Origin of the sequence: Candidatus Palauibacter polyketidifaciens, from assembly GCF_947581785.1 — a bacterium.
In the GTDB taxonomy this organism is placed as follows: Bacteria; Gemmatimonadota; Gemmatimonadetes; order Palauibacterales; family Palauibacteraceae; genus Palauibacter; species Palauibacter polyketidifaciens.
In genome coordinates, this window is record NZ_CANPVO010000006.1 from 13,468 (window position 1) to 36,269 (window position 22,802).

Annotated in this window: 20 protein-coding genes; 15 read left to right on the forward strand and 5 right to left on the reverse strand. The window is 69.7% G+C overall.

Going from position 1 to position 22,802, the window contains the following annotated elements; all coding sequences use genetic code 11:
• Positions 1 to 30: 30 nt before the first annotated feature.
• The gene (locus RN729_RS00825) at positions 31 to 750 is read left to right on the forward strand and encodes an NUDIX domain-containing protein (RefSeq protein WP_310781634.1); all 720 of its coding nucleotides are present in this window, start codon (positions 31 to 33) and stop codon (positions 748 to 750) included.
• Positions 747 to 1,568, forward strand: coding sequence for an MBL fold metallo-hydrolase (locus tag RN729_RS00830; protein WP_310781636.1), 822 nt, complete (start codon positions 747 to 749; stop codon positions 1,566 to 1,568). Before RN729_RS00825 ends, RN729_RS00830 begins: the two co-directional genes overlap by 4 nt.
• Here the strand turns inward: RN729_RS00830 and RN729_RS00835 are convergent.
• Complete coding sequence (locus tag RN729_RS00835) at positions 1,502 to 2,566, reverse strand: A/G-specific adenine glycosylase (protein ID WP_310781638.1); 1,065 nt, start codon at positions 2,564 to 2,566, stop codon at positions 1,502 to 1,504. The two genes, RN729_RS00830 and RN729_RS00835, sit on opposite strands and share 67 nt — an antisense overlap.
• A 16-nt stretch (positions 2,567 to 2,582) precedes the next feature.
• Positions 2,583 to 3,386, reverse strand: a complete 804-nt coding sequence (gene dapF, locus RN729_RS00840; RefSeq protein ID WP_310781640.1) for a diaminopimelate epimerase — start codon at positions 3,384 to 3,386, stop codon at positions 2,583 to 2,585.
• Between the two features lie 377 nt (positions 3,387 to 3,763).
• Between dapF and RN729_RS00845 the strand changes: the two genes are divergently transcribed.
• The 13 genes from RN729_RS00845 (at position 3,764) to RN729_RS00905 (ending at position 20,474) form a co-directional block, all read left to right on the forward strand.
• Positions 3,764 to 4,441, forward strand: a complete 678-nt coding sequence (locus tag RN729_RS00845; RefSeq protein ID WP_310781641.1) for a DUF1707 domain-containing protein — start codon at positions 3,764 to 3,766, stop codon at positions 4,439 to 4,441.
• Between the two features lie 95 nt (positions 4,442 to 4,536).
• Positions 4,537 to 4,938: a glycine cleavage system protein GcvH gene (gene gcvH, locus RN729_RS00850; RefSeq protein ID WP_310781643.1), complete on the forward strand. Its 402-nt coding sequence runs from the start codon at positions 4,537 to 4,539 to the stop codon at positions 4,936 to 4,938.
• 28 nt (positions 4,939 to 4,966) lie between these two features.
• Complete coding sequence (gcvP, locus tag RN729_RS00855; protein WP_310781645.1) at positions 4,967 to 7,867, forward strand: aminomethyl-transferring glycine dehydrogenase; 2,901 nt, start codon at positions 4,967 to 4,969, stop codon at positions 7,865 to 7,867.
• 16 nt (positions 7,868 to 7,883) lie between these two features.
• Complete coding sequence (locus RN729_RS00860) at positions 7,884 to 8,576, forward strand: metal-dependent hydrolase (protein WP_310781647.1); 693 nt, start codon at positions 7,884 to 7,886, stop codon at positions 8,574 to 8,576.
• Positions 8,573 to 9,490, forward strand: coding sequence for a hypothetical protein (locus RN729_RS00865; RefSeq protein WP_310781649.1), 918 nt, complete (start codon positions 8,573 to 8,575; stop codon positions 9,488 to 9,490). The genes RN729_RS00860 and RN729_RS00865 overlap by 4 nt, the downstream gene beginning before the upstream one ends.
• A gap of 81 nt (positions 9,491 to 9,571) precedes the next feature.
• Positions 9,572 to 10,246 (forward strand): MotA/TolQ/ExbB proton channel family protein, encoded by a 675-nt coding sequence (locus RN729_RS00870; protein WP_310781651.1) that lies wholly within the window; start codon positions 9,572 to 9,574, stop codon positions 10,244 to 10,246.
• A gap of 268 nt (positions 10,247 to 10,514) precedes the next feature.
• A complete protein-coding gene (locus RN729_RS00875) occupies positions 10,515 to 12,821 on the forward strand; it encodes a transglycosylase SLT domain-containing protein (protein WP_310781654.1) in 2,307 nt (768 codons plus the stop codon).
• A 167-nt stretch (positions 12,822 to 12,988) separates the two neighbouring features.
• Entirely contained in the window at positions 12,989 to 13,195 is a 207-nt protein-coding gene (locus tag RN729_RS00880; protein ID WP_310781656.1) for a cold-shock protein, read from the forward strand.
• A 161-nt stretch (positions 13,196 to 13,356) separates the two neighbouring features.
• Entirely contained in the window at positions 13,357 to 16,146 is a 2,790-nt protein-coding gene (polA, locus tag RN729_RS00885) for a DNA polymerase I (RefSeq protein WP_310781658.1), read from the forward strand.
• Complete coding sequence (locus RN729_RS00890) at positions 16,143 to 17,297, forward strand: serine hydrolase domain-containing protein (RefSeq protein ID WP_310781660.1); 1,155 nt, start codon at positions 16,143 to 16,145, stop codon at positions 17,295 to 17,297. The genes polA and RN729_RS00890 overlap by 4 nt, the downstream gene beginning before the upstream one ends.
• 6 nt (positions 17,298 to 17,303) lie before the next feature.
• Positions 17,304 to 18,425 (forward strand): NAD-dependent epimerase/dehydratase family protein, encoded by a 1,122-nt coding sequence (locus RN729_RS00895; RefSeq protein ID WP_310781662.1) that lies wholly within the window; start codon positions 17,304 to 17,306, stop codon positions 18,423 to 18,425.
• Between the two features lie 4 nt (positions 18,426 to 18,429).
• Entirely contained in the window at positions 18,430 to 19,680 is a 1,251-nt protein-coding gene (locus RN729_RS00900) for a hypothetical protein (protein ID WP_310781664.1), read from the forward strand.
• 71 nt (positions 19,681 to 19,751) lie between these two features.
• Positions 19,752 to 20,474, forward strand: coding sequence for a spondin domain-containing protein (locus tag RN729_RS00905; protein ID WP_310781667.1), 723 nt, complete (start codon positions 19,752 to 19,754; stop codon positions 20,472 to 20,474).
• 44 nt (positions 20,475 to 20,518) lie between these two features.
• On the opposite strand, the gene RN729_RS00910 is transcribed toward RN729_RS00905, so the two are convergent.
• The 3 genes from RN729_RS00910 to RN729_RS00920 are packed head-to-tail and all read right to left on the reverse strand — an operon-like array spanning position 20,519 to position 22,800.
• Positions 20,519 to 20,905, reverse strand: a complete 387-nt coding sequence (locus tag RN729_RS00910) for a hypothetical protein (RefSeq protein ID WP_310781669.1) — start codon at positions 20,903 to 20,905, stop codon at positions 20,519 to 20,521.
• A complete protein-coding gene (locus RN729_RS00915; RefSeq protein ID WP_310781671.1) occupies positions 20,902 to 21,777 on the reverse strand; it encodes a cytochrome b/b6 domain-containing protein in 876 nt (291 codons plus the stop codon). The genes RN729_RS00910 and RN729_RS00915 overlap by 4 nt, the downstream gene beginning before the upstream one ends.
• A gap of 24 nt (positions 21,778 to 21,801) precedes the next feature.
• Complete coding sequence (locus RN729_RS00920) at positions 21,802 to 22,800, reverse strand: xanthine dehydrogenase family protein subunit M (protein ID WP_310781673.1); 999 nt, start codon at positions 22,798 to 22,800, stop codon at positions 21,802 to 21,804.
• Between the last annotated feature and the right edge of the window lie 2 nt (positions 22,801 to 22,802).

Consider the following 22,802-nt stretch of genomic DNA (forward strand, 5'->3'; position numbering starts at 1 on the left):
TCGGACCGCATGCATCCCGGGACGGCCGCCGTGACTCCACGGCCGGCCGCCACCGTCGTCGTCGCCACCCAGACGGCGGCCGGGCTGGAGCTCCTCCTGCTTCAGCGGCCCGCCGACGCCAGGTTCGGAGCCGGCGCGTGGGCCTTTCCGGGCGGCGCGATCGACGGGGATGACGCTTGCGCGACGTGGGCGGACCGACTTCCGAGCGCGGGCGAAACCGCGGCGTGCGCGGCGGCGTTGCGTGAATTGTTCGAGGAGACGGGGATCATGCCGGCGCCGCTGCGCGGCTGCGGACCGGAGGCGCTGGTCGACGCCCGGCGGGCGCTGCTCTCGGAGCGGATCCGCTTCTCGCAGGTGGCGGAGCGCCTCGAACTCGACTTCTCGTCCACACGCATCGTGTACTTCGCGCGCTGGATCACGCCGCGCGGCGCGGCGCTGCGGTTCGACACCCGTTTCTTCCTCCTCTCGCTGGAGGAGCGGCCGCGTCGCCTGAATCTGACGCCGGAACACGAGGCGGCGATCTGGACCACGCCGGCCTCGGCGCTCCGGCGCTTCTCCGCCGGTCGGCTGCCCATGATGTTCCCGACCGCAAGGACGATCGAGCGGCTCGCCGGCTTCCGGTCGGTCGAGGACGCCATGACGGCACTCAGCGGGGTTCCCGTGGAACCGGCGCTCGTCAGGCTGGGCGTCGGCGAGAAGGGGCCAACGCCGCTCGCCCCGGGAGACCCCGGGTACGACGAGATCCAGTGACGTCGGGGGTAGGACCGGCCCACGTCGTTCGGCACGGATCCCGCATCACGGCGGTTCGTGCCGCCAATCCGGGCCCTCTCACGCTGACCGGGACGCAGACGTACGTGATCGGGACCGGGCCGCTGATCGTCCTGGACCCCGGACCGCAGGATGAAGCGCACCTCGGCCGTGTCGACGATGTGGTCGCCGGAAGACCGGTGGCGGCGGTCTGTCTGACGCACGCGCACGCCGACCACGCGGCGGCCGCGGCGGCGGCCGCCGGCCGCTGGGGAGAACTCCGCGCCTCGGCCGCCACCCTCGACCTCGTGGGGTTGGCGGGCCGGGCGCTGGCGGAGGACGAGGCCATGGCGCCGGGGAAGGGACTCCGTCTGCGCGCGATCCCGACGCCCGGTCATTCCGCGGACCACGTCTGCTACCTCCTCGAACCCTCGCGCACCCTCTTCACCGGGGATCTCGTGCTCGGAGAAGGGAGCACGATGATCGCCCACCCGGATGGGTCCGTGGAGGCCTACCTGGCGAGTCTCGCGCACCTCGCGGCCCTCCGTCCCGAACGTCTGCTCCCCGGACACGGCGCACCCGTCGAGGACGCGCTCGCACGCCTCGAGGAATGCCGCACGCACCGGCTGGAGCGCGTGGCGGCCGTCCGGCGGGCGCTGCAAGCCGGCGCCCGAACCCCGGAACGGATCCGGGCCGCGGTCTACGGGGACCTTCCCGCCACCCACCACGCGGCGGCCGACCTTACGATCCGCGCCTACCTCGCCTTTCTCGGGGAGACAGCTCTCGGGGAGACCTCCTCGTCGATCAGCCGTCGGAGATAGGCGGGAAAGGCGAGGTTGCCGAATTCCCCGCGGCCGATCCAGCGGTGCGGCCGCGGGTTCGTGACCTCACCCGATCGCCACCGGGCCCCGTGCACGGTGAGCCGCAGACGGAAGTGGCTGAACGCATGCCGCAGGACGCGAATTTCCTCACCCACGCGGCAGTCGAGGCCGAACCCTTCTCGAAGAACTCTCGTGAGCGCCGGCGCGGGCGGGGTTGAAGAGGGCAGCCCGACGGAGGGAAAATCCCACAGACCGCCCAGGAGTCCGTCCGATGGCCGCCGCAGTACGAGCACCCGTCCGCCGCGACGGACGATGGCCGCCGCCTCGACCCGCTCGGGGGATCGGGCGCGCGTCTTCCTCGGGGGCCGCTCCCCGACCGTTCCCCGGCGCAGTGCCAGGCATCGATTCGACAAGGGGCACGCTCCGCACCTCGGCCGGCGCGGCGTACAGACCGCGCTCCCGAGGTCCATCAGCGCCTGGTTCACATCTCCCGGCCGCTCCGGGTCCGCGGCGAGGAGGGCTCGCGCGGCCCGCTCGAGCTCGGAGGGAGAGGCCGTCTCGAGATCGCCCAGGCGCGACAGAACGCGGCGTGCGTTCCCATCGACCGCGGGTTCCGGCAGCCCGAACGCCACGCTGGCAACGGCGCCCGCCGTATAGGGGCCCACGCCCGGGAGCGTCCGCAGCTCCGACACCGCCCGCGGGACCCGGCCGCCGTATTCCGAAACCACGCGCCGCGCCGCCCGCCGCAGGTTGCGGGCCCGCGCGTAGTACCCCAGACCCTCCCAGAGACCGAGGACCTCGTCCTCCTCCGCCTCCGCGAGGGTCCATACGTCGGGGAAGCGGTCCATGAACCGCCGATGGTACGGCGCGGCGGTCTCCACTCGGGTCTGCTGCGCCATGACCTCAGCCACGAGGATCGCGTAGGGGTCCCGCTCTCCACGCCACGCGATGTCGTCCCGCTGCCGCGCGTCGAACCACTTCAGCAGCGGCGCCGCCACCGCGGCCGCGTCCGGGTCAGCGCGTGGCTTCGGGGAAGACGCCATCGAAGATGAACACCGCCGGTCCGGTGAGGCGGATCCGCCCCGCCTCGAGGAACTCCACCGTCAACGGGGCCCCCGACCGGACCAGGAACTCGACCCGGTCCCCCGCCTCGCCCGCGGCCCGGAGCGCGAACGCCGCCGCCATGCAGCCGCTGCCGCAGGCGAGCGTCTCGCCCTCCACGCCCCGTTCGAAGGTGCGGATGGCCACCGTCTCTCCGTCGCGGGCCACAAGGTGCACGTTCGCCCCTCCCGGGCCGACATCCTCCCGCCACCGCAGGGGCCGGCAGATATCGTCGAAGTTCTCCACATCCACCGACGGGACGGGGACCACAAGGTGCGCGGTTCCCGTCCGCACGAGCCATGCGTCACGTTCCCGCGGATTCCCGGTTCCGAGGCGCGCCCGCAACTCGCGTTCCACGCGAACGTCGAGCGCGTATTCCAGGGCCACGCCGTCCTCCCGCACCCTCGCGAGGATCTCACCGTCGTCCGTCACGAGGATGTGATCGGGCGGCACGAGCCCCCGCTCCACCGCGTAGCGCGCCGCGCAGCGCGAACCGTTCCCGCAGGTGGAAAACTCGGAGCCGTCGCAGTTGAAGAACCGGAGGCGGACGACTTCTTCGCTGAGGCTTCGGACGGTGATCAGCCCGTCCACGCCGACGCCCGTCGCGCGGGGGCACAGCGCGGCGGCCAGGGCCCCCGCATCCCGGAGCCCCAGTTCTTCGCCGCGCACGATCACGAAGTCGTTGCCGGCTCCGGTGTATTTGCTGAATAACGACATGTTTCAGAGGGAGGGCAGGGCGAAAAGGAAGCCGGCCGCGAGCATGAAGCCCACGGCCGGCTCTTGTCTCAACCGAAACCTGACTCGACGCGACGCCGGCAAGGCACCGCAGCCTTCAGGTCGGCGCATGTCTCGGGCGCCACCGGTTCAAGACCGGTTTACGCTGCCTCGAGGCGATCGCTTGCCCGTGCCGAGTCAGACCCGGTTCTACATCCTGCAGACACTAGATCACCTCCTTCCAAAGGGTTTACGGATAGGGCATGAAAGCACCTGTTGTGGGCCATGATGCCGTGCGCTCGCCCGCGCTGCAAGTTTTTTTGCCTTGCTGGCCCCGCCACCTTGCGTGAGAATCAGGCCGGCCAGACGGCGAGGAGGAGATGACGGACAGCCCGGAACAGGCGTTGTCGCCGGAGGAGCGGCAGGCGACGGTGGACCGTCTCTGCGCACATTTCGCGCGCGACGCCATGAACACGACGGAACTGGAACGCCGCCTGGACATCGCGTACGCCGCGCGCACCCGGGCCGAACTCGTTGCGCTCGAGCGAGACCTCCCCGCACTCCGGAGCGAAACACGCCCCGCCGGGCCCGCCCCCGTGGCGACGGCCTCCGTGCCGGTGGATCCGGCCCGTCCCGTCCAGGAGAACGACCTCATCGTCTCCATCTGGGGGGCGACGGAGCGCAAGGGCAGCTGGATCCCGCCCCGCCGGCTCAACGCCGTCACCGTGATGGGGGGTACGGATCTCGATTTTCGGCAGGCGACGTTCGCGACGGAGACGGTTTCGGTCCGGCTCCTTGCGCTCATGGGAGGCGTGGACATTGTTGTCCCTCCGGGGGTCCGCGTCGAGTGGGGCGGCATCGCGCTGATGGGGGGCGTGAGTACGCCGGAACCGGACACGCCGCCCGCCCCGGACGCTCCCGTCATCCGGATCAGCGGCCTCGTCTGCATGGGAGGTGTCGATGTCGTCGAGCGACACCCGGGCGAGAGCGCGAGGGACGCACGGAGGCGGATCAAAAGGGACCGCAGAGCCTGGCGAAGACTCGCCTCGGGCGACTAGCGGCGGAGTTGCTTGACGCCCGGCTCGCGGCTCGGGTATAGTCCCCACGCCGCCAACCCAGAGACGCTCGATCCGAAGCAAGGCAGAGGGTACGCATGTCGGACATTCCGGAAGATCTCAAGTACACGCCCGAGCACGAATACGTGCGGGAAACCGACGTCGACGGCGAGGTCTTGATCGGGATCACGGACTACGCCCAGGGCGAACTGGGCGATGTCGTCTACGTCGAACTTCCCGCGCCCGGCGAGGAGTTCGGACAGATGGAAGCGTTCGGAACCGTCGAGGCCGTGAAGACCGTATCCGAACTCTTTTGCCCGACAGCGGGAGCGGTCGTGGCGGTGAATGACGCGCTGGAGACCGACCCCGGTCTCGTCAACAGCGATCCCTACGGAGAAGGATGGATGATCCGGCTCGCGCTGGAAGCGCCCGACGACCTCAACGACCTCCTCACCGCCGAACAGTACGCCGCCCTCGTCGCCGACGGGGACGAGATCTGACGGCCCGCCCCTGAACATGCGGTTTGAGATGGAGCCGTTCGGCGAGTTCGCCGGGCGCCACATAGGACTGGCGCCCTCGGACGTGGAGCCGATGCTGGAGGTGGTCGGCGCGAAGAGCCTGAGCGAACTCGTCGAGGAGACCGTTCCCGAACCGATCCGCCTGGGTCGCGACCTCGACCTGCCCGAAGCGATCACCGAGAGAAGGCTTCTCGATCACGCGGCGGAGCTTGCGCGTTCCAACCGCCCCTTCCGTTCCTATCTCGGTCTGGGATATCACGGGACGCTGACACCTGGCGTCATCCTCCGGAACATCCTTGAGAACCCCGGCTGGTATACACAGTATACGCCCTATCAGGCCGAGATCTCGCAGGGGCGCCTCGAGGCGCTGCTCAACTTCCAGACGATGGTCATCGACCTCACGGGGCTTCCGATCGCGAACGCCTCGCTCCTGGACGAAGGAACCGCCGCGGCGGAGGCGATGCTCATGCTCTGGGGCAGCAGGGGGAGCGACGACCGGAACGTCTTCCTCGTGTCCGAGGCCTGCCATCCCCAGACCGTCGCCGTCGTCCGCGGCCGGGCGCGGCCGCTCGGAATCCAGGTCCGCCTCTTCCAGCACGGCGACATCGCGGCCCACGATCCGGACGACGCCTTCGGCGCGCTTCTGCAGTACCCGACCACGGAGGGTGCGGTCGTCGACTATCGGGGTCTCTGCGACGCCCTTCACGAGCACGGGGCCGGGGTTGTGGTCGCTGCCGACCTCCTCGCCCTCGCGCTGCTCGTGCCGCCGGGCGAGTTCGGCGCGGACATCGCCGTCGGAAACTCTCAGCGGTTCGGCGTACCCATGGGTTACGGCGGGCCGCACGCGGCCTACCTCGCCGCCACGGACGCGTTCAAGCGCAAGCTGCCGGGACGGATCATCGGAGTCTCGGTCGACGCGGACGGGAACCCGGCGCTCCGGATGGCCCTGCAGACGCGCGAGCAGCACATTCGGCGGGAGAAAGCGACCTCGAACATCTGCACCGCACAGGTGCTGCTCGCGATCATGGCCGGCATGTACGCCGTGTATCACGGACCGGAGGGTATCCGCGCCATCGCGACCCGCGTCCGAAAGTTGACGTGGACCCTCGCCCGCGGACTGGAGCGGCTCGGGCACACGATCGTTCACGAGCAGTTCTTCGACACCCTGCAGGTCATCCCCTCGGGCTTCACGTCCGCCGAGATCCTCGCCAGGGCTCGCGAACGCGGCATCAACCTGCGGGACTTCGAGGACGGGACCGTCGGAATCGCGCTCGACGAGACGGTGCGGGGCGAGGACCTGGAAGACCTGTTCGCGGTCTTCGGGGGCGAAGGGGAACGGGAACTCGGCGCCGGAGACGTTGCCGCGGACATTCCGGAGCCCGTCTATCCTGCGGAACTCGCGCGCGCCTCGAGCTACCTCGAGCACCCGGTCTTCAACCGGTACCATTCCGAGACCGAGATGCTGCGGTACATCCATCGGCTCGAAACCCGGGACCTGTCGCTGAACACGAGCATGATCCCGCTCGGATCCTGCACGATGAAGCTCAACGCGACATCCGAGATGATCCCCGTCACCTGGCCGGAGTTCGGGGCTCTGCACCCGTTCGCCCCCGTGGACCAGGCCGAGGGGTATGGACGCCTGTTCGACGATCTGGAGCGGTGGCTCTGCGAGATGAGCGGGCTGCCCGCCTGCTCGCTGCAGCCGAACTCGGGGGCACAGGGCGAGTACACCGGCCTGCTCGTCATCGCGGCCCGACACGAGGACCGGGGCGAGGGAGCCCGGGACGTGTGCCTCATCCCGTCGTCGGCGCACGGGACGAATCCCGCGAGCGCGGTGATGGCCGGGATGAAGGTCGTCGTGGTCCGCTGCGACGAGAATGGGAACATCGACGTCGACGACCTGCGCGCGAAGGCGGAGAAACACTCCGACCGGCTCGCGGCGACGATGATCACGTATCCGTCCACCCACGGGGTGTTCGAGTCGGCGATCCGGGAGGTGACGGACATCGTCCACGAGCACGGCGGACTCGTGTACCTCGATGGCGCCAACCTCAACGCCCAGGTCGGCCTCTGCCGGCCCGGCGATTACGGCGCCGACGTCATCCACATCAACCTCCACAAGACGTTCGCCATTCCGCACGGCGGCGGGGGGCCGGGGATGGGTCCGATCTGCGTGACGGACGAACTCGCGCCGTACCTGCCGGGACACCCGCTCGTCGATGTGGGCGGCGAAGCCGCGATCCCGCCGGTCTCCGCGGCGCCGTGGGGGAGCGCTTCGATTCTGCTCATCTCGTGGGCCTACGTCGCCATGCTCGGCCGGGACGGCGTGCGAGCGGCGACCGAGGCGGCCGTTCTCAACGCGAACTACATGGCGAGTCGTCTGAGCGAGCACTTCGATGTCCTCTACCGCGGCGAGCACGGGCGGGTCGCGCACGAGTTCATCCTCGACCTGCGTCCGCTGCGGCGGGGGACGGGAGTGACGGATGAGGATGTCGCGAAGCGACTCATGGACTACGGATTCCACGCGCCCACGATGTCCTTCCCGGTCGCGGGGACGATCATGATCGAGCCCACGGAGAGCGAGTCGAAGCGGGAACTGGACCGGCTCGTCGACGCTCTGGTCTCGATCCGCGAGGAGATTCGGAGGATCGCGGAGGGGACGCTGGATGCGAAGGACAACCCGCTGAAGAACGCACCCCACACCGCGGAGATGGTGACGGCCGATGCATGGGACCACGCCTACACGCGGCGGGAAGCCGCCTGGCCGGCGCCTTCGACCCGGGAGTGGAAGTTCTGGCCGCCCGTGCGTCGCGTGAACAACGCGTACGGGGACCGGAACCTCGTCTGCGCGTGTCCGCCGATCGAGAGCTACGAAACCGAGACCGCTGGCTCAGGCCAGGCAGGCGCATAGACCCGGAGGGAAGCGGATGGCACGACTCATCTTTCACGGCCAGAGCTGCTACGAGATCGAGACCGCGGACGGAACGCGGATCCTCATCGACCCGTTTCTGACCGGGAACCCCGTGGCCGATGTGGGACCGGAGCACTTCACCGACCGCCTCGACTATCTCCTCCTCACGCACGGGCACGGCGACCACATCGCGGATGCCTGGGACATCCTCGAGGCGACGAACGCGCAGCTCATCGCCACGTATGAAATCGTGTCCTACGCCGGGGAGGTGCAGGGGCACGCGAACGCCCACCCCATGCACATCGGCGGCGCCCACGAGTTCCCGTTCGGGCGCGTCAAGCTCACCGTGGCCCTCCACGGCGGGAAGATCGACGCGCCGGGCGCGGAGGCGTACACGACGACGCCCGCCGGCATCCTCCTCACCGTGGACGGCACCCGCGTCTACCACGCCGGCGATACGGGGCTCACGCGCGACATGGAACTGCTGAACGGGGAAGTGGATGTGGCGCTGGTGCCGATCGGCGACAACTTCACGATGGGCCCGGAGGACGCCGCGCGCGCGATAGGGATGATCGAACCCCGCATCGCCGTTCCGAACCACTACGGCACGTGGGAGTTGATCGACGTCGATCCGGCCCGCTTCGTGGACGCCGTCGGCGACACGGCCGAGGTCGTGATCCTCGAGCCCGGAGAGGCTCTGGAGTTGTGACCGCGCGGCGCGCGCGTGCCCGGCCCCGGGGATCGCCATGCATCGTACTCCCCTACGCCGTGGCGGACGGCGCCCGCAACATGGCCGTGGACGAGGCGATGCTCGAACTCGCCGCGGGGGGTTCGACGCTGCTCCGGTTTTATGGCTGGGAGCCCTGGTGCCTGTCGCTCGGGCGGCATCAGGAGGCTCCGGACCGGCTGCTAGGGCGCTCACCGGATGAACTCCGCCCCGGCGTCGACGCCATCCGGCGGCCGACGGGCGGTCGATCCGTCTTTCACGGGCCGGAGATTACGTACGCCTTCGCCTGTCCCGCGCGGGCGTGGGGCGGGCCCCGGGCCGTCCTGCGAACCGTGCACCGCGCATTGGCCGAGGGGCTGCGCGCCCTGGGAGTCCCGCTCGACGCGGTTCGGGACGACGATGCGGAGGCGAGTTTTGCGGAGGCCGCCCGCATCTCCGCCGCGAGCTGCTTTCGCGATCCGGCCCCTGGAGAACTCACCGCGCACGGTCGCAAGCTCGTGGGCAGCGCCCAGTGCCGTCGCCGCGGAGGCGTGCTTCAGCACGGGTCCATCCTCCTGGAGGACAGACAGCGCCTCGGCGACCTGGATGGAGGCGACGTCGGGCCGGAGGAGAGCGCCGCAGCGGGGGTCTCCGGGAAGGGACCCGCGATCGGCCTGAACGAGTTGCTCGACCCGGTGCCAGACCGTCGCCTCATCGTCGAGCGTCTCGCCGACAGCGTGGCCCGCGCGTTCGGAGCGCCCGCCCCGGCCGCGACGAAGGCTCCCGCGGGGATCGCGACCTCCGCGGCTCTGACCCGCCTTGCCGCCGGCTACGAGCGCATCCACCGCGCCGGTGCCTGGCTCTGGCTCCGGGAACGGCCTCTCCCGCCGCTTGACGGTCCCGCAGACCGCTTCTAGCTTGGTTCCGCTCGTGCTCAAGCGCATCCGCGCCGGACGTTGCGAGTCAGTCAATCGATCCACCTTACGGGGAGGCCCACCTTGATCGCGTCCACACTCTGGTTGCAGGAGACACTGACGCTGGGCGAAGGACAGACGCTCAACCTCGCGGAGATCTGGGAGGCCGGGGGGTGGATGATGTGGCCGCTCGGCGCCGCGCTGGCCATCGGGATCCTCATCATCCTCTGGAAGCTCGTCGACCTCCAGTTGAAGGGCGGCAAGAACAAGAACGTCCTCCGGGAAGCCGACGAACAGATCGCCGCCGGCCACCTCGATGAGGCGCTCGAACTCTGCACCGAGTCCGGCGCTCCGGCGGGGAACGTCCTCAGCGCGGGGCTCTCGCGGTACAACGAGGGGACCGACCGCGCGACGCAGGCGGTGGAGAATGCCGGCGCCATCGAAGTCGCGGGGCTCGAGAAGGGTCTCGTGTGGCTGGCGACGCTGTCGAACGTCGCTCCGCTCCTCGGCTTCCTCGGAACCGTGATCGGGATGATCATGGCCTTCCAGGCCATCGAGATCGCGGGCGAAGTGGAAGCCACCCTGGTCGCCGGCGGGATCAAGGTCGCACTCATCACCACCGCCACCGGCCTCACGATCGCGATTCCGATCAACATCTTCCACAACTACTTCGTGACGAAGATCGATCGCCTCGTCATCGACATGGAAGAGAGTGCACAGCGTCTCATCGACGCGCTGCACGAGCGGGTGGCCGCCTAGAGAAGAAGGAGCCGGTCGCCGCGGCGTTTCGCGGTGCTCGCGAGGGGTTCCGAACGAGCGGCCCGCCATCCCGGCGGGCCGCTTTTTTTCGGATCCGGGGGGCCTCCGCTTGCATCGAGGGCACCGGAGCATTGAAGTTCGTTGTCGGGCCGCAGGCCGGGGCCCCGGCGTGAGTGGGGTGGGGACGACGTGGGAAGGAGGCCTTCCTGTGCATGTTCAGCGGCATATCCGGCGCCTTCAGCGCATCCATCGCGTACGCGGTCTCTGGTTGGCGTCGCTACTGATGCTCGTCCTGGCGTTCCCTCTCGCCGCGCAGACCGGGAACGCGGCACGCCCATCGGACCCCGCCGAGGTCACGCCGACGACGGCAAACGCGCGGCGCCTGCTCGATGCCCGGATGCCGGTCTCGGCATCGGCTCTGCTGGCGCGCGAGCTCGCCGCGGGCGAGGTGCGAGGGGACGAGATCGTGCTCCTGGCGGCGCAGGCCTTCGCGGATCAGCGGGCATGGGCTTCCGTGCTGGGCCGCCTCTCGGGGAGGGAGGGTCCACCCACGGCCACGCAGTCGCAAGCGGCGCTCCTCCTCGCTCGAGCGTACGCGGGACTCGACAGCCTGACCCGATCCGCGGCGCACTACCGCGCGTATCTGGATGCGGTCGACGGGACGCCTCCGCTCCGCGCGCGGGTGGAGTTCGCCCGCGTCTCCTACCGGCGGTATCACTGGTTCGAAGCGCGGGACCAGCTCGTCCTCGCCGAGCGCGAGCACCCCGAGTTCGCTCCGTGGTTGCGGCTCTCGCGCCTCTACGCCCTGGCGGAGGCCGAGGACCGGGACGCCTTCGCCCTCGCCGACTCGATCGTACGCGAAGCCCGCGTACCGGCCGACTCCGCACTCCTCCCGGCGGCGCGCCTGGCCTTCGAACTCGGGGATCCCGAACGCGGGGCCGCGCTCGCGGGCCGCGCCGGAAGGGGCGTCCGGAACATCCTCGCCGCCCGGCACCTCGGACCGCACTACCTGGCGACCGGGGACTCCGCCGCGGCGGAGTCGGCCTTCGCCGCCGCGATCGCGAGAGGCCTTCAGACGCCGGAGACGGGGCCGGCCCTCCTCGCGCTCACGCGATCGTGGCGGACCCTGCGCGATGTCGGGCGCTCCGACACCCGCGCCGGTCGTCGCTCCCGTGGCGCCGGCTACCTGTCGGAGGCGCTCGAGCTCGCACCCGCGGGCGAGCGCCCCGTCATCGCCGAGTCTCTCGCTTCGACCTACATGGCGCTGGGCAATCCCGGACGGGCGGCGGAGACGCTCGCCCCGTGGACCGGGGATCCCGCTTCCGTCACCGCGCCCCGGGCGTCGCTGTGGATGCTCGCCGCCAGCATCTACCGTGCGCTCGGACGCCCCGGCGACGCCGCGACGGCGCACGAGACGGCCGCCCGCGGCTCCGGGGATGTCGCCGCCCGTGCCGCCTACCTGCTCGCGGACCTCGAACACGATGCCGGCCACCCGGACATCGCTGCGGAGGGTTTCGAACGCTCCTACCGCGCCTTCCCGGAAGCGAGCTACGGCTCGCGGTCGCTGGAACGGCTCGCCCTTCTCGCGTACCACGAAGGCCGCTACCCGGAGGCGCGCGCGCTCCTGGCCGAATACCGCGAGCGCTACCCCGAGGGCGGATGGGTCCAGGGCGCCATCTACTGGAGCGGCAAGGTGGCGGAAGCGCTGGGGGACACCCAGGCCGCGAGCGCGTTCTACGCCCGCGCCCTCCGGTACAACCCGCTGGACTACTACGCCATCCTCGCGGAGCCCCGCACCGGCACCGACCGTCTGGCCACGATCGATCTCGGGGAAGCGGAACCGCTGCCCGACCTCGATCCCGTCCACGCGACCGCGCTCCGGCGCATGAACGTGCTGCGGGAGGTGGGTTGGCCCGAGCGAGGGCGCCGGGAATACCGCCGGGCGAGCGAGCGCGGACCGTCGACCTACGGCGCGATCCTCGCGTTCGCGCACGCGCTGAACGCCGCGGAATGGACGCGGGAGGGGATTCGCGAAGGGTGGCGCGCGCAGGCCATTCGCGGGCGCTGGACGCGGCCGCTACTCGAAGCGATCTATCCGCTGCCCTATCGCGAGGCCCTCGTCGCCGCCGCGGAGCGGAACGGATTGCGGCCCCACTTCGTCGCCGGACTCTCGCGTCGCGAGTCGATGTTCGACCCCGAGATCCGCTCCGTCGCGAACGCCATCGGCCTCATGCAGCTCCTGCCGGAGACGGCCCGCAACGTTTCCTCCCGCGCCGGACTCGCCGGCTATCGCCGCCACCAACTCACGGTCCCGCAGGTCAACCTGATGCTCGGGACGCGGTACCTGTCGGAAGTCCTCCGCCGCTTCGACGACTTCGATATCGCGGGGATGATCTCCTACAACGCCGGCCCCCACCGCTACACGCGCTGGCGCGACTTTCCCGAGTTCTCCGATGAGGAAAAGCTGGTCGAGCGAATCCCCTACCGGGAGACGCGCGAGTACGTTCGGGCGGTCACGGAACTCGCCGAAATCTACCGCTTCCTGTACCCGGATCTGGCCTCCGCGAAGCCCTGAACAGGCGGTCTTCGACGGCCCCGCGACGGGCCCGTAGCGACGTGTTGACGGTTCCAAATCGCTCGCATAGCATAGGTGCGTCTCGAGTCCGGCGGGGCGAAAAACGATGCACGGCGAGCCGCGCGACGCGCCCGCAACACCCATCACCGATGTTCGCAGGAGGCAGGATGCCATCAGGTACGGTAAAGTGGTTCAACGACTCCAAGGGGTACGGTTTCATCGAGCAGCCCGACGGCGGCGATGACGTCTTCGTCCACTATTCGTCCATCGACATGGACGGGTACAAGACTCTCGTCGAAGGGATGGCGGTGGACTACGAGTTCACGCAGGGCGACAAGGGCCTGCACGCGACCCGCGTCGTGCGCACCGCCTGACCGGACGCCGTAGCCGAGCCGGAGCTTCACGCGCCCCGCCCCACCCGGCGGGGCGCTTTTTTTGTCCCCGGCTTTGCCACGGACGGCTCCCCCGCCATACATAGATGCCATGCCGACCCTCTCCGACAGCCCGTGAACGCCGTGTGGCGGCGCCAGGCGCCGTGAAGCCCGCACGGGCCTCTCGTCCGTCGCTCTTCCTGCTCGATGGCTACGCGCTCATCTACCGCGCGTTTTTCGCCATGATCAACCGGCCGCTCACGACCTCCAGCGGCGAGAACACGTCGGCTCCCTATGGAATCGCCCGCTTCCTCATGCGGCTGATCGCCGATCACGCGCCCGACTATCTCGGCGTCGCGTTCGATGCCGGCGACAGCTTTCGCACCGACATCTACCCGGACTACAAGGCCACGCGAGAGAAGATGCCCGACGAACTCCGGGCGTCCCTCCCCAGGTGTCGAGAGGTCTTCGACGCCTTTCGGGTGCCCGTCATCGAGGCGGAAGGGTGGGAGGCGGATGACGTGATCGGGACCCTCGCGCAGAAGGCCGCGCGCCGTGATCTGCGCACCGTCATCGTCTCCGGAGACAAGGACTTCCACCAGCTTGTGGACGACCGCACGGCGTTGCTCAATCCGGGCCGCGGCGGACCCGCCGGAGTGGAACAGGTGTGGGTGACGCCGGACAACGCCGAGGAGCGGTTCGGCGTGCCGCCGGAGCGCGTGACGGACTTCCTCGCGCTGCTCGGCGACGCGTCCGACAACGTCCCCGGCGTGCCCGGCATCGGGAAGAAGACCGCGCCGGCGCTCATCCGGCAGTTCGGCGACCTGGAGTCCATCCTCGCGCGGGCGGACGAGGTCAAGGCCGCACGGGCCCGCAACGCGCTTCTAAAGCATGCCGACGATGCCCGGCGCTCCAGGCAGCTGGTGACGATCCGCACCGATGCGCCCGTGAGCCTCGATCTCGAAAGCCTCCGGTCACGGACGCTGGACGCCGAAAAGGCGGCGGCCGTTTTCCGCGACCTAGAGTTCCACAATCTGCTGAGGGAGCTGGAGGCTCCGGCGTCCGAGGCCGAGCGCTTCGCACCGGAGGTGGACGTCGTGGCGGATGCGGGTGGGCTGGGTGCCCTGCTGGCCGAGTGCTCGGACGCTCCGCGCATCGGACTCTTCGTCGCGGGCAGTTCCGACGATCCGCTCGGCGCCGATCTCGTCGGCCTCGCGGTCGCCGCCTCCGACGCCCGCGCCTTCTACCTGCCCCTCGGGCACCGGGCCCCGGAGATCCAGCACGATGCGGCGGGAAACCCTACGCTCGCCTTCGACGCGGGCGATCCGGTCGGCCTGCCGGGGCTGACGTCGTCCGACATGCGAGGCCTGCGGGAACTGCTCGCCTCGGACACCCCGAAACTCGGGCACGACCTCAAGTACGCCGCCCAACTCCTGCGCCGGCACGGCGTCGAGTTGGGGGGGCTCGAGGACGACGACGCGTTCGACACGCAGATCTCCTCCTACTGCCTGGATCCGGCCCGCCGCGACCGCGCGCTCTCCACCCTCGGCCCCGATCGCCTCGGCGTCGCGCTCGAGACGGGCGACGCCATCACGGGCACCGGACGGAACCGTCTCCCCCTCGCATCGGTCGAGCCTGCGCGCGTCGCCGAATGGGCCGGGGCCCGCGCCGCTCTCCTGCACCGCCTCGCGAAAGTCGACGAAGCCGACCTCGTGCGCACCGGGATGGGCCGCCTCTTCCGCGAGGTCGAGATGCCGCTCGTCACGGTCCTCGCGAGCATGGAACGCGCCGGCATCGCGATCGACCTCGACTTCTTCGGCGAGCTGCGCGCCCGCCTGCGCCGCGATCTCGACGCCGTGCGCTCGGAGATCCACAAGATCGCCGGGACCGAGGTCAACCTCCGCTCCGTGCCGCAGATGCGGGCGCTTCTCTTCGACCAGCTCGCACTGCCCGTCCTCAAGAAGATGAAGACCGGGCCCTCGACGGACGAGTCCGTGCTCGAACAACTCGCGGCCATGGGCCACGAACTTCCGCGCCTCATCCTCGAACACCGGGAACTCGACAAGCTGGACGGCACGTACGTGGGCGTGCTCCCCGGCCTCATCGACGACCGGGGGCGCATCCACACCCGCTTCAACCAGACCGTCGCCGCGACCGGCCGGCTCTCCTCGTCGGACCCCAACCTCCAGAACATCCCGATCCGTCGGGCGCTGGGGCGCGAGATCCGGAAGGGGTTCATCGCTGCTCCCGGCCACTTGTTCACGGGGGCGGATTACTCCCAGATCGAGCTCCGCGTAATGGCGCATCTCTCGGGGGACGAGGCGTTCGTGGAAGCGTTCCGGGCGGAGCGCGACATCCACCGGGAGACGGCGGCCCGGATCTTCGGGGTCGAGCCGGATGACGTCACGCCGACCATGCGCGAGCAGGCGAAGACGATCAACTTCGCGACCATCTACGGCCAGGGCCCGTTCGCGCTCGCCCAGCAGCTCGGTATCTCGCGGGCGCAGGCGAGCGAGTTCATCGACGGATACTTCGAGAGGTTCGCGGGCGTGGCGGCCTACCTCGAGGAGATGAAGGAACTGGCGCGGGACCGGAACTATGTCGAGACGCTGTTCGGACGTCGCCGGTACATCCCCGAGATCCGGTCAAGGAACCCCGGGATTCGCGGCTACGGCGAACGGACGGCGACGAACTCCCCCATCCAGGGATCCGCGGCGGACCTCATCAAGGTGTCGATGATCCGGCTCCACGAGCGTCTCGCGGGAACCGACGCGCGCATGCTGCTGCAGGTGCACGACGAGTTGCTCATCGAGGCCCCGGAGTCCGATGTTGAAGCCATCGGCCGGATCGTGCGCGAGGAGATGGAAGGGGCCATCGAGCTGGCCGTCCCCCTGCGCGTCGATCTCGGGATCGGCCGCAACTGGTACGACTGCAAATTCGGGAAGGGACCGTGAACGCAGCCCGGATCGCCCTCATCGCCTGGACAGCGTCCGCGCTCGCGTGCGCGCCGCCCTCCACGCCGGACCGGCCCGCGGTGGACGGGGTCTCGCTGGACGGGGTCGCGGACCGCATGGCCGAACTGGGCGTGCCGGGCGTCAGCGTCGCGGTTTTAGTCGACGGCGAGATCGCCTGGGCGCGCGGCTACGGACTCGCCGACGTCGAATCAGGCCGGCCCGTGACGCGGAACACGCTGTTCCAGGCGGCCTCCATCTCCAAGCCCGTGGCGGCCCTCGCCGCCCTTCGCCTCGTCGAATCGGGCCGGGTGGACCTCGACGGGGACGTCAACGCCTATCTCACGAGTTGGCGAGTGCCGGACAACGCGTTCACCGAGCAGGGGCCCGTCACCCTGCGCGGGCTCCTCACGCACCGGGCCGGCCTCACCGTGTGGGGCTTCCCCGGGTACGGCCCGGACGAGGAGGCGCCGGACGGCCCAGGCGTTCTCGACGGCCGCGGCAACACCGACCCCGTGCGCGTCTACAAGGCGCCCGGCGAGAGCTGGCAATACTCCGGCGGAGGATACACGGTGATGCAGCAACTCGTGGCGGACATCCACGGCAGACCGTTCGCCGCGGTCATGCGCGAGGAGGTTCTCGACCCGCTCGGCATGTCCCGCTCGACCTACGAGCAGCCGATCCCCAACGAGCGGCAGGACGACATCGCGACGGGCTACCGGTCCGATGGCGAGCGCGTTCCCGGCGGGTGGCACACGTATCCCGAACAGGCGGCCGCCGGCCTGTGGACGACGCCGAGCGAACTCGCGCTCTACGCCCGGGAGGTGCAGCGTGCCTGGAAGGGTGAGTCGACCCGCGTGCTGGGAGAAGCGCTCGCCCGCGAGATGCTGTCGCCCGACGCGGACGACTGGGGGCTGGGCCCGGCGATCTCCGAGGACGGGGAACGCTTCCGGCACGGCGGCTCGAACCAGGGCTTCCGCTGCACGTTCGCCGCGTACATCGATGGGGACGACGGGGTCTTCGTGATGACGAACTCCGACTCCGGGAGCGAGCTCGCGGCGGAGATCGCGATCGCGGTCGCCCAGGCATACGGCTGGTCCGGACCCCGCGCCGAAGAGAGGGCGCCGGGCGAGGAAGGCACAGAAAGGGAGTAGATCACGATGGCGTGGAACCAGACCCGACGAGAGTTCGTGAAGACGTCCGCCCGCGCCGGCGGGGCGGTCGGCGTGCTCAGCGCCTTCGGCTCGGCCGCCTGCGCGGGGGGCGAGGCAGGCCCGCTTCGCATCCTCATCCTCGGCGGGACGCGCTTCATCGGCCCGCACCAGGTGAAGTACGCGCTCGACCGGGGCCACGAGGTGTCGATTTTCACGCGCGGGCAGACCGAGCCGCCGTTCTACCAGGACTACTTCGAGCGTGTCGAGCACCTGATCGGTGACCGGACGAGCGATCTGTCGGCACTCGAGGGCAGAGAGTGGGATGCCGTCATCGACAACTCCGCCTCCTACCCGAGTTGGGTCGCATCAACGACCGAACTCCTGCGCGGCCACGTCGACCGCTACCTCTTCGTCTCCTCCATCTCCGCCTACGCGGACTTCGCCCGGGTCGGGATCGACGAGGACTATCACGTCGGGCAGTTGTCGCCTGACGAGGCCGAGGACGACGGAGGCTACGGGCCCAGGAAGGCGCGCTGCGAGCAGTACGCGAGCGACGCCTTCGGCGAGAACGCGATCAACGTGCGCCCGGGGCTGATCATCGGGCCCGGCGACAACACGGACCGCTGGACGTACTGGCCGGTCCGGGTCGACCGCGGAGGGGAAGTGCTCGCCCCCAACACCCCCGCCGACCCGGTGCAGAACGTCGACGCCCGCGACCTCTCCGAGTGGATCGTGCGCCTCGTCGAGACTCCGGGAACCGGGGGCACGTACAACGCCACGGGAGAAATACAGCGGTTCGGCGACATGCTGGAGGAGATCCGCGGCGCGCTCGGCTCCGACGCCGCGTTCACCTGGGTGCCGACGGAGTTCATGGCGGAGCAGGACGTGGCGCCGTGGATGCACATGACGAACTGGACGCCGCCCGAAGGGGAAACGGTCGGCATGAACCAGGTTTCGGTCGCCGCCGCCGTGCAGGCCGGGCTCACGTTCCGCCCGCTCGCCCACACCGCCCGCGACACGGTCGAATGGTGGAACTCGCTCCCCGAGGATCGCCGCGCCGAACCCCGGGCCGGCCTCCCCGCCGAGTTGGAAGCCGAGGTCCTCGCCGCCTGGCACGCCAGCGCATGAGGACATGACGCGCCGTCATCGGATCGGCGCACTGGCGATCGCGGTCTCCGTCGCGGCCGGCTGCGAGGCGATTGGCGCCGGTCGGGTCACCGGCCAGCAGGTGTGCGACCGTCCATGGGAACTCGAGGAGACGCTTCGTCTGGGGTCCCCGGACGGCGAAGACGCGCTCACCTACGTGCGGGATCTGGCGACCCGGCCCGATGGAAGCATCTACCTCCTCCAGTCCTGGGATCCGATCCGCGTCTTCCGGTCCGACGGTCGACCCGCAGGAATGATCGGGCGTCAGGGAGAAGGACCGGGGGAGTGGGCACTTCCCCTCAGGCATGCAGGTTGGCTGGGCGACACACTTTGGGTGAGTCACCGGCTCGGGACGCAGTTCCTCTCGGCGGATGGCGAGGAGATCCGCCGCGTGAGCTTCAGGATCCGACTCCCTGCCGAGGGATCCCACCTGAGTCCCGGTCGGCCCCTCCCGGACGGCACCTTCCTGCCCTCCCGGTCGGTGAACGAGGACGCGGGGCTCTTTCTGAAGGCTGGCAGGGCCGCCCTGCGGCGCGTCTCGGCATCCGGCGAGATCGTGGATACGCTCGCCATGGTCGAGCGGCACCTGGGCCCGTACGCCCTCGAACACGAAACAGACCGGTATGGGTGGGGCGTTATGACCTCCCATCCGCTGGGCCCCTGGTCTGGAGAGTCCTGGCTCCCGGTCGCCGCAACGCCCGACGGCGCCGCCGTCGTCCTGATCGGGAAGGTGAGGGAGGAAGGGGAGGACGCGAGCTTCGATCTGCTCCAGATCCGGTTCGACGGCGACACCCTGCTCCATCGCACCGTTCCATACAAACTTCGACCCATCACGCGCGCCGAAGCGTCGCTGCAGCGGGAACGCATGGCCGACCAACTGGCCCGCGGCGGGTCTCCGTGGGACACGAGCAACCCCGAGCGGAAGCGGCGGATCGGGCGTGAACTCATCACCTTCCCCGAGCACTATCCGCCCGTGCGCCGGATCGTAGCCGGCGGGGACGGCTCGATGTGGCTCCTCCGCGAAGCGTGGCCAGACCCGGCCGACATCTGGGAAATCTACGGCGAAGACGGGGAACTCGAGGGCTCGGTGCGGATCGAGGGACCGGCGGACCACGATGACTGGGACCCGCGGCTACGAATTCTCCGCGCCAGTCGAACCGAAGTCTGGGCCACGACGCTCGGCGAGTTCGGTGTCCCCTACGTCCACCGATACCGGGTCGACCGCAACTGCCGTTGACCCCACTGGAACCTTCTCCGGTGTCCGGTGGTCAGAATCACAGTCACGATCACCGTTTCGCAGGCGACAACATGCTTCACAGGCTTCTCGAAACCCGGATGGGCCCGCTGGCGCTCGCGGTTTCCCTGGCCGTCATGGCGGCGTGCGATGGTTCGGAGACGGCGGGCGTCCGGGGGCCCGACCCGGAGCCCGAACCGCCGCCCCCGGCCGCGGCGACCACGGCGACGTACCGCGTGGTCTTCGAGTCGACGTGGAGCGCCTCGACGCACCCCACGAACTTCCCCGGCGGCGCACATCTGTCGCCGCTGATCGGTGCGGTGCACAACGCCGGCGTGACCTTCTGGGTCCGGGACGGCACCGCTACGCCGGGGATCGAGAGCATGGCCGAAACGGGCGGCACCGGTACGCTGACCGCGGAGATCCAGGCTGAGATCCCGGGAAACGCACTGGCGGTCGTCAACGGGTCCGGCATTCGCAGTCCCGGAAGTACGACGATCCAGGCGATCACCCTTCGGGAGGACTTCCCGCTCATCACCCTCGTCACGATGATCGCCCCGAGCCCGGACTGGTTCGTGGGCGTGTCCGGCCTGTCGCTGCGTGACACCGATGGAAACTGGATCGGGGAACTCGAGGTCGTGCTCTACCCGTACGACGCGGGGACGGACAGCGGCCCCGACTACGCCTCCGCCAACGACGACACGCAGCCGAGAGAGCCCATCCACAGCCTGCGGGGCGAGCGCCCCTTCTCCGACGAACCCATCGGCACCTTCACCTTCACGCGCACGGACGCGTAGCGAGGGGGGGGGCACGGACTTGTAGTCGGGCGCACGGCCCTCCCTCAGACGACGTCGTCGAGGAGGAAGAGGTCGGTGAGGAGCGCCCGCAGGTGGGATGAGGCGTTGAGGTTGTCGATCAACTGCGAGCTGATCGTCTCCTGGGCGAGGACGATCCGCACGGCCGCGCCCGCCCGGGCGGCGTCGGCCGACGTCACATCGATCATGTCACGGTAGGGGCCCGCAGGTTCCAACCCCTCCGCCGCAACCAGGCCGCCGAGATCGTCCGCCAGCGCCCGGAGCGCCGCGTCCGCCCGGCTCAGGTACTCGCGCAACTGGCCACCGACCTTCGAGGCTTCCTCCTGCTCGGCGCCGAGCGCGGCGTAGGAGAGGAAGAACTCGTACGCCTTTTCGAGGACCTCGATGTGGGCCTTCAGCTCCTCGCGGCTCAAGCGGTCACGACTCCGTCGGGATCCGCGGACGACGCGCTCCCTCCGGCCAGCTCGGATCCGGCGGGCTCCGTCCCCAGCTTCCAGAGGTCGGGGTCGTAGTGCTCGAGGTATTCCTCGCGCGTGATCCAGCCCTTGATCATCGATCGGGTCATCCAGCGCTTCTCGGGTCGGATCGCGAAGTAGATGTGGGCGATGACCATCGTGACGAGCCCGACGCCGCACAGCCCGTGCAGGACGAACACGAGCCCCCACGTGGAGTCGGAGAGGAAGTACGGGTTGCTGGCCCAGAACCAGGTGTCGACCCCGAACATCATGAGGATTCCCGTGACGATGACCCCCCCCGAGACGAGCGTCACCGCGTTGTGGTAGGCCCGCTGGTCGAGGGGGTACTTGCCCGAGCGCTCCTCCTTGGCCGGCTGGCGGCGCAGGAACTTCCCGACCGCCTGGAACGCCTGCCCGATCTCCTTCGTCCCGGTCCACACGGACCAGAAGTCCTGCTTCGTCGAGGCGTGGATGATGTGCCAGATGATGAGAAGGGTGAGGACGATCCCCGCGATCCAGTGGATCGTGACCCACGCGAACTGGACGCCGATCACGGGGAAGAATGCGGTGACGAGCAGCGTGAGCATCGTGGCGGCCATCAGCCAGTGGAAGGTCCGGGAAGCCGACGAATGACGCTCGACGCGCTCGGGGATGTCAGGTGCCGGCCCGACCGCGCTCTTCTCGGCCTTGGGCGCCATGATCCAGACGTACAGGTGGTGCCCGACCACGAAGAGGAAGCCGGCGATCGCGGCGGCCCAGAGCAGATCCCAGGCGACGCCGACGAGTACCTCCTGGCCCCAGGGATTCGGAGCTGTGCGGAGAATCTCCATCCGGGAGCTATCCTTTCCGGGCTGCTAGGCTGCGTCTCCTCGCACCGCTCGCCGGACGAGATTCCGCGCGAGCGGTACCTTGTAGTCGTTGTGGCGCAGCGGCTTGAAGCCGCGCGTGGCGAGTTCGCCGGCCGCCATGCCGGTGTCGTCGTTCGCCGGCATCCCCTGAATCAGGTCCTCGACATCGGTCAGCCGCACCGGCGTCGGGGCCACGCCGTTGACGGCGATCCGGGCGCGCTCGATCGTGCCGTTCGACTCCACGATCGCCGCGGCCACGCTGGCCAGCGCCCAGTCCCACGATTTCCGGTCGCGGACCTTCTCCCAGTAGAAGCGCGCACCCGCCCAGTCGCCGGGAATGCGCACGTGCGTCAGGAGGTCTCCCGGCTGCAGCACGGTCATGCGCTGGATGTCGATCTCCGGGCCGACGAAGAAGTCCTCGGCCTCGTAGACGCGCTCGCCGCCCGGGTTCCGCACCATCATCTGCGCGCCGAGGGCGACCAGCGCCCCGGCCGTGTCCGCGCCGTTGACGGCCACGCAGCGGCTTTGCCCGGTCACGGCGTGCTCACGGTTCATGGAGCGGGGCGTCCCCGCGTAGCAGATGTTCCCGCCCGCACGGTAGCACGGCCACCCGCCCCGGTAGTACCAGCAGCGGGTGTCCTGGATGAGGTTGCCGCCGAGCGTCCCCTGGTTCCGGATCTGCGGCGTCGCCACCTCGACGGCGGCCTGGGCGAGGATTCCGAACCGCGACCGCACCTCTTCGCTCGCCGCCACGTCGCGCAGCGAAGTCATGGCGCCGATCTCGAGCCCGTCCCCGCTCGCGCGGATGCCGGTCAGCTCGCTCACGGAGCCCAGCTCGACGACGACGTCGGGCCGCTTGATGCGATCCTTGAACCAGTCCATCGAGTCGAGGCCGCCTGCCAGGACCCAGGTGTTGTCGTGGCGCTCGAGCACGTCCAGCGCCTCGTCCACGCTCGTCGGCTGGAAGAGCTCGAACGCGGGCATCATGTCGCGAATCACGGCCATCG